General features: G+C 56.5%; 5 protein-coding genes and 1 pseudogene. 1 reads left to right on the top strand and 5 read right to left on the bottom strand.

Annotated features, from left to right (window positions below; all coding sequences use genetic code 11):
* The 3 genes and pseudogenes from pyrH to rpsB all read right to left on the bottom strand — a co-directional run.
* Positions 1 to 375: pseudogene (gene pyrH, locus K5905_RS22425) on the bottom strand (UMP kinase); the annotation flags it as partial.
* Between the two features lie 67 nt (positions 376 to 442).
* Positions 443 to 1,315 (bottom strand): translation elongation factor Ts, encoded by an 873-nt coding sequence (gene tsf / locus K5905_RS22420; protein ID WP_297587963.1) that lies wholly within the window; start codon positions 1,313 to 1,315, stop codon positions 443 to 445.
* A gap of 143 nt (positions 1,316 to 1,458) precedes the next feature.
* Positions 1,459 to 2,277 (bottom strand): 30S ribosomal protein S2, encoded by an 819-nt coding sequence (rpsB, locus tag K5905_RS22415; protein WP_297587961.1) that lies wholly within the window; start codon positions 2,275 to 2,277, stop codon positions 1,459 to 1,461.
* 325 nt (positions 2,278 to 2,602) lie between these two features.
* On the opposite strand from rpsB, the gene K5905_RS22410 reads away from it, so the two are divergent.
* On the top strand, positions 2,603 to 3,001 hold the full coding sequence (locus K5905_RS22410) for a VOC family protein (protein WP_297587958.1): 399 nt from the start codon (positions 2,603 to 2,605) through the stop codon (positions 2,999 to 3,001).
* A 19-nt stretch (positions 3,002 to 3,020) separates the two neighbouring features.
* Here K5905_RS22410 and dnaE read toward each other — a convergent pair whose 3' ends face one another.
* Together dnaE and K5905_RS22400 are read right to left on the bottom strand one after the other, a co-directional pair.
* A complete protein-coding gene (gene dnaE / locus K5905_RS22405) occupies positions 3,021 to 6,530 on the bottom strand; it encodes a DNA polymerase III subunit alpha (protein ID WP_297587955.1) in 3,510 nt (1,169 codons plus the stop codon).
* A 475-nt stretch (positions 6,531 to 7,005) separates the two neighbouring features.
* Complete coding sequence (locus tag K5905_RS22400) at positions 7,006 to 7,671, bottom strand: ABC transporter ATP-binding protein (RefSeq protein ID WP_297587966.1); 666 nt, start codon at positions 7,669 to 7,671, stop codon at positions 7,006 to 7,008.
* Between the last annotated feature and the right edge of the window lie 27 nt (positions 7,672 to 7,698).

The raw sequence follows: 7,698 nt of genomic DNA, 5'->3' as shown, positions 1-7,698 counted from the left end.
TTCCATGTAACGGTCGGCAACGCGCTGGGAGAACGTTTCGCAAATGGATGGGACAGCGACAGCCGACAGAACACGCGCATTCACCTTAAGGCGGCGCAGGGCATCAGCCAGGGTCAGACTGTTCATGATTGTCGCCAGCATGCCCATGTGGTCACCGGTGACCCTGTTACCGCCCTTGGCGGCAACGGCGACACCGCGGAAGATGTTCCCTCCCCCCACAACAACACCGACCTGTGCGCCCAGTGCCACGGCATCGGCGATTTCCTTGGCAATCCTTTGCACAATGGCCGGGTCAATTCCAAAAGCCTGGGAGCCCATCAGAGCCTCTCCAGAAAGTTTCAGAAGAATCCGTTTCCAGCGCAAAGAATTCGTCATGGGAGCACCCTTTATAAAATTGTCTTTCTAAAAAAAAGCGCCGGACTAGCCGGCGCTTTCTTAAAGCTTATTGCCCGGTGGCCGCGGCCACCTCTGCGGCGAAGTCTTGCTCCTCCTTTTCGATCCCCTCGCCTAGTGCGAAGCGGACGAAACCGGAAAGTTTGACTTCCGTGCCGAGTTCTTTTGCAAGCGCCTCTACAGCCTGTTCAACCGTTTGATCCGGATTGATGACAAAGGCTTGTTTTACGAGAGTAACTTCCTCGTAGAACTTGCGCAAACGACCTTCCACCATCTTTTCGATGATGTTTTCCGGCTTGCCGGACTCGCGGGCCTGCTCGGAGAATACCGTCTTCTCACGCTCAACAACCGCCGGGTCCAGCTCGTCAGTGCTCAGCGCCAGTGGGCTGGTAGCAGCAACATGCATGGCAATCTGACGACCAAGAGCGTTCAGCTTGTCCTTGTCGCCGGAAGATTCCAGTGCGACCAGAACACCGATCTTGCCAAGACCATCAACCACCTTGCCGTGTACATAGGTGGAGACAACACCTTCGTTCACGGCCAGAACGGCGGAACGACGAAGTGTCATGTTCTCGCCAATGGTCGCGATTGCGTCGGTGATCGCGTCGGAAACCGGCTTGCCATCGAGATCGGCGGCAGCCACAGCTTCGACGGAGCCGTCGGTACCAACAGCAATCTTGGTCACCTTGGCAACCAGTTCCTGGAACCCTTCGTTGCGAGCAACGAAGTCGGTTTCGGAGTTCAGCTCGACAGCGGCAACACGGCCAGCCTTTTTGGCTGCCTTTGCCAGGCCCTTGGTGCGCAGCCAGTCAACAGCCGCTTCCATATCACCGCCAGATTCGTTCAGGGCGGTTTTGCAGTCCATCATGCCAGCGCCGGATTTCTCGCGGAGCTCTTTTACCATCGCAGCGGTAATGCTCATCGATTGCCTCGTGGATGGGGGTTTAAGATAAAACACGGTGTAGCCGATGGCTATCCGCGCTTTTATGACGGGACTGCTGCATGTGCAGTCCGTCTTGCGAATTCAACATGAAACTGCCGCGGATGAACCGCGGCAGAAGAGTTTTAGGCTTCGGCAGCGACCGGTGCCGCCTCAGCTTCAGCTTCCGCCGGAGCTTCTTCGGCGGCCTCAACCAGCACTTCTTCAACCGGTGCTTCTTCCGATTCGCCAACATCCATGCCCGCAGCACCCTGCGCACGGGAGATACCGTCGATGGCAGCACGTGCAATCAGGTCGCAGTAAAGCGAAATCGCGCGGCCGGCGTCGTCGTTGCCCGGCACCGGATAAGTGATGCCTTCCGGATTGGAATTGGAATCGAGGATCGCAGCGACCGGAATACCCAGACGGCGTGCTTCCTGAATGGCGATCGCTTCACGGTTGGTGTCGATCACGAAGATCAGATCCGGAATGCCGCCCATGTCCTTGATACCGCCAAGGTTCCGCTCGAGCTTTTCGCGCTCGCGGTCCATGAACAGGCGCTCTTTCTTGGTCAGCGCGTTGGCTGCGTCGGAAGACAGAGTTTCTTCCAGCTTGCGCAGACGCTGAATGGACTGGGAAATGGTTTTCCAGTTCGTCAGCATGCCGCCAAGCCAACGTGCGTTGACGAAATACTGAGCGGAATTGCGAGCAGAGGTCGCAACAGCTTCCTGTGCCTGACGCTTGGTGCCAACGATCAGAACGCGGCCACCGCCGGCAACAGTGTCGGACACTGCCTTGAGAGCCTGATGCAGAAGCGGAACGGTCTGGGACAGATCCATGATGTGAACATCGTTGCGTACACCAAAGATGTACTGACCCATACGCGGGTTCCAACGGTGTTTCTGGTGACCAAAGTGAACGCCGGCTTCCAAAAGCTGACGCATGGTGAAATCGGGCAATGCCATACCCTTAATCTCCTGATTTTTCCGGTTTAACCTCCGCAAGAGGATGTGGGCCGGAGGATTTCTCCCATCGACCACCGGATGGACCCCGATAAGCTCGGTTTCCGCCCCTTGCGTGTGGAATGGGCGCCTTATAGTTGGGAAGAAATGTTATTTCAAGACCTAAGAGCCGGATTTCTTCACCGCTTCAGACTTGATCGAACAGAAATTATTGCCTGGAATTTGCGACGGACTTGCGGATTGAGACGCCCAATCCGCGCACTTGACGTGCTCTACTGGTGTTTTTAACAAGTTCCAAGCGCATTTTATGACTACCGGGAGAGCTTTTTTGACAACATGCGGCATCAATCACCTGGGACTGACTGTTCAAGACCTCGGCAAGACCACCGAATTTTTTACCGGTTTGCTCGGCTGGTCGCTTCTTGCAACAGATGACAGCTATCCCCGTACGACTGTCTCCGACGGCATATGCCGCCTGACACTCTGGCAGGCAGACCGTTCTCAACCGACCATCGGTTTCGATCGCAAGACCAATATCGGCCTCCACCACGTCGCTTTTGAAGTCGCCACCAGGGACGAACTCTTTGAACTGGCAGAAAAAGCCAGTAAGTGGCCAGGCGTGACCTTGGAATTCGCACCTGAACCGCTCGCAGGCGGTCCACGCATGCATATGATGTGCTACGAGCCCGGAGGCATTCGTGTGGAAATCATTTGGCCCGCCGGATAACCATGATTGGCATTTGAACTCAAGCCGTCTGTACATCCGTCACGCCAGGAACTGCCTTGAGCGCCCCGGCGATTTCCGGTGACAGGCGGAATCGGCCGGGCAGTTTTATTTCCACTTCCCGGGCTCCGTTCTCAAGCAGGACGATTACCGTCACATCCCCCTCGCCTCTGACCTGAAGGTGTTTGGCAAGGCTCTGGATCGGGCGTTCATCGCGCACAAAAACACGCATGCTTTTCTGCAGCCGGGCTGCAACCCGGTCGATCGGGTCGACCTGTTCGATCCTCAAGGATGGCTCATCGTCACGCATATCCGCACCGACCAGCACCACGACGGAACGGCCTGCTTGAAGAACATCCCGAAACTGCTCGAGTTTCTCCCTGAACAGCAACGCCTCATATTGCCCCGTCGCATCCGACAATCGGGCAATTCCCATGCGCGTACCGGTTTTGGTCTTGCGTTCCTGCATGGAGACGACGGTTCCGGCCAAGCGACCGTGAGACGCCCCCTTCTTGACCGCTTCGGAAAACTGCGCCCAGGGCTGAGCGCGCATCTTTTCCAGCACATTGGCATATTCGTCGATCGGGTGTGCTGACAGATAAAAGCCGATGGAGGCATGTTCGCGCTGCAGCTTTTCTTCATTTGTCCAGCCATGGACTTCGTCAAGCTGCAAAGGCTCTTCGCTGTCGCTGCCGCCAAACAACTCGTCCTGGCCGACGGTACGGTTTTCTTCAGTGCGCTGCGCCAGTCCCATGACCCGGTCGAGACCTTCGAACACTCGAGCCCGGTCCGGTTCGAGTTCGTCAAACGCTCCGGCCGCCACGAGATTTTCAAGTGTGCGCTTGTTCAGGGCCTTGGGTGAAATGCGGCGGGCGAAATCCCCAACGCTTTTGAACGGAGTGTCACCGCGTACTTCCACAATATGCTCAACGGCCTGCTCGCCAACGCCTTTGATTGCTCCCATAGCGTAGAAGATTTTGCTCTCCGACACGTCGAAATAGACCTGGGATCGATTGATCGACGGCGGCACAATGTCAATGCCCATCCGCCTGGCTTCCTGCCGGAAATCGCCGAGCTTGTCGGTGTTGCCGAGATCGAGCGTCATGGACGCGGCCATGAACTCCACCGGATGGTTCGCCTTGAGCCAGGCTGTGTGATAGGACACGAGCGCATAAGCAGCCGCGTGGGACTTGTTGAAGCCGTAGTTGGCGAATTTCGCCACGAGATCGAAGATCGTTCCGGCTTGTCCCTTGTTGATGCCGCGTTCCACTGCGCCATCGACAAAACGGGCCCGCTGGATCTCCATCTCCGCGGCGATTTTCTTACCCATCGCGCGACGCAAAAGGTCAGCTTCACCGAGCGAGTATCCGGAGAGCACCTGGGCAATCTGCATCACCTGCTCCTGATAGACGATAATGCCATTCGTCTCCATCAGGATCGGCTCGAGCAGCGGATGCAGGCAATCCGGATCCTGCTCGCCGTGCTTCACGGCGTTATAGACCGGAATGTTTTCCATCGGTCCGGGTCGATAAAGCGCCACAAGCGCAATGATATCCTCGAACCTGTCGGGCTTCATACCGGCGATTGCCCGGCGCATGCCCTGACTTTCGAGCTGGAACACACCGAAGGTCTCACCGCGCGCAAGCAATTGGTAGGTGATTTCATCGTCGATGGGCAGGGCCGCCACATCTACCTTCACACCCCGGCGTTCGATCAGTTTTACGGCCGTATCGATTACCGTCAGCGTTTTCAGGCCGAGAAAGTCGAACTTAACCAGTCCCGCATCTTCGACCATCTTCATGTTGAACTGGGCAACCGGCATATCGGAACGCGGGTCCCGATAGAGCGGCACCAGCTGTTCCAAAGGCCTGTCGCCGATCACCACCCCCGCCGCGTGGGTCGAAGCGTGGCGGTAGAGCCCTTCCAGTTTCTGAGCCATGCCGAGAAGGCGCTCGACGATTTCCTCTTCCTTTGCGGCTTCCCTGAGGCGCGGCTCGTCCTCAATTGCCTGCGCTAGCGTTACCGGATTTGCCGGATTGGCGGGTACCAGCTTGCAAAGTCGGTCGACCTGACCGTAAGGCATCTGAAGCACACGGCCAGTGTCACGTAACACCGCACGGGCCTGCAGCGATCCGAACGTAATGATCTGCGCAACCTGCTGACGACCATATTTTTCCTGCACATAGCGGATCACCTCTTCGCGGCGACTTTGACAGAAATCGATGTCGAAATCCGGCATCGAGACACGTTCCGGGTTCAGGAAGCGTTCGAACAGCAACGAAAACCGCATCGGATCGAGATCGGTAATGGTCAGTGCCCAGGCAACCAGCGAACCCGCGCCCGAGCCGCGGCCGGGTCCGACAGGAATATCCTGGTTCTTGGCCCACTTGATGAAGTCGGCAACGATCAAGAAGTAACCCGGGAACTTCATGCGTTCGATAATGCCGGTTTCGTAGTCGAGCCGTTCCCAATAGTCTTTTTCTTCCAGCCCGGGAGCGAGACCGTGAGCGTCCAGACGCGCCTGCAGACCTTCTCTCGCCTGTCGATTGAGTTCCTCGGCCTCGGCCTTTTCGGCTTCTTCAGGATCTGCGTCCGCTCCAGCGAATCGCGGCAATATCGGATCTCGCCGCAGCGGCCGGAAACTGCATCTCCTGGCAATCTCGATGGTCGATGTCAGCGCCTCGGGAAGATCGGCGAACAGCGCGCACATTTCCGCCCGGCTCTTGAAATAGTGTTCCGGTGTCAAACGGCGGCGGTCGTCCTCGATCAGGACCCGGCCTTCGGAAATACAAATCAGCGCATCGTGCGCTTCGTAATCTTCGCGCTTGGGGAAAAAGGCTTCGTTCGTCGCAACGATCGGCAAATTCAGTTCATAGGCAAGGTCTAGGAAGTCGGCTTCCGTCTTCCGCTCGCCCTCCATGCCGTGTCGCTGCAACTCGACATAGCAACGCGTCGGAAATCCATCCGCGAGTTTTTGCAAACGTTCCCTTGCCAGATCTTTCTGTCCGGCGATCAAGGCAGCTCCGACTGGGCCGAGATAACCACCCGTCAGAACGATGACGTCTTCGGATTTCGACAGGAGATAGTCTGCTGACACATGTGGCCGCAAACCTGTTTCCGTATCAAGAAACGCCCTTGAAGTCAGCTCCATGAGATTGCCGTAACCAGCTTCGGTCATGGCTATGAGAACCACATCCGACAGCGCAGGTTCTCCGCGTCGACCACTCTCCAGACCGTCGTCAAAGAACACCGAAAGCTGACAGGCCGTGATCGGTTGAATACCCGTGCCCCAGGCCTTTCCGGAAAACTCCTGGGCCCCGAACAGATTGTTGGTATCGGCAATTGCCAGCGCCGGCTGATCATCAGCCTTGGCCAGATCAAGGAGCTTCTTGATCGGTAGGGCACCTTCCAGAAGCGAAAGCGCTGAATGCACCCTGAGATGCACATATCCGGGACCCGGGGTCAGTTGCTTACCAGCACCGGACCCGGAGGGATAAATTGTTGATGTATCGGACGTCATGTCGGCGCTCATACCATCTTCCAGAATCAGCGCTCAAGTGAAACGCTTCAAATGTCATCTGTCGAGCCGACAATAAGGTTGTCACCGTTGTTCTTTTCAGACCTTCGCCTCTAATCCGACCGTCTGCCTTCCACAGTCCTTCGCCAACTGGAATCTCCGAAGAAAAGTGACTACCGAACGCCAACGGCTTTCAGCACTAGCCTGCTGTAAACAGCACGTCGGCCCAGACGGCAAGTGTCGTACAAAAACAGACCAAAGACCCGAATGCTGCAAAGTCACGAGCGATGTGGAACATGTCACCCTCCAACCAAAGTTCGTTGCGTAAAGTGAATATGTTCCATCTTTGTTCTCTTTGCAAGCGCTTTTTGTTCCTCTTGCCATGAGACCAATCAATTTTAGCGAAAAACCTAGGTTTTCACTTTGTTCCGCACTTTGAGAGAATCAGGCTTTGAGCGTACGCCAGCGCCAAATCAGACGCACCTGTTGATTAAAGATCCTGAACCAGCCCGTCCTGAAGCGTGATCGCCCGATCCATACGTCCGGCCAGATCCAGATTGTGAGTGGCAAACAATGTTGCAACACCGGAAGCTCTGACGAGTGCCGACAAGGCATCGAAAACATAGTTTGCCGTTTTCGGATCGAGGTTCCCTGTTGGTTCATCGAGCAGCAGAATGCGCGGCGCATTAGCAACCGCGCGTGCAACGGCTACTCGCTGCTGCTCACCACCCGACAGCTCCGATGGCCTGTGGCTGCCGCGATCTCCAAGCCGCATGTAGTTAAGCAGCTCGTCCGCACGGTCCGCTGCGACTTTGCGCGGCAGACCCCGGATCATCTGCGGCATCATGATGTTCTCCTGCGCCGTAAACTCGGGCAACAGGTGATGGAACTGGTAGACGAAACCAATGTCGTTGCGCCGGATTGCCGTTCGCTCGTCATCCGATAGTTCCGAGCAATTGACAGGTCCAAGCAATACATCGCCTTCATCCGGGCGCTCCAAAAGACCGGCAATATGCAAAAGCGTCGACTTGCCCGTACCCGAGGGAGCAACGAGCGCAACCATCTCCCCCGCCTCGATACGCAGGTCAGCCCCTCTGAGAATGTGCAGTTTACGGTCACCCTCATCGAAACTGCGGACAATACCGGAAAGCTCCACGGCGGCGGGCGCGAGCCCTGGTGTACG

It is taken from the genome of Roseibium sp., assembly GCF_025698965.1.
In the GTDB taxonomy this organism is placed as follows: Bacteria; Pseudomonadota; Alphaproteobacteria; order Rhizobiales; family Stappiaceae; genus Roseibium.
Note: the sequence above shows the minus strand (reverse complement) of the source record. Positions and strands in the feature narration are given on the sequence as shown.

Excerpts from the sequence above, each read along its gene's own strand:
- tsf (WP_297587963.1), bottom strand. The coding sequence starts at position 1,315 with ATGAGCATTACCGCTGCGATGGTAAAAGAGCTCCGCGAGAAATCCGGC.
- rpsB (WP_297587961.1), bottom strand. The coding sequence starts at position 2,277 with ATGGCATTGCCCGATTTCACCATGCGTCAGCTTTTGGAAGCCGGCGTT.
- dnaE (WP_297587955.1), bottom strand. The coding sequence starts at position 6,530 with ATGAGCGCCGACATGACGTCCGATACATCAACAATTTATCCCTCCGGG.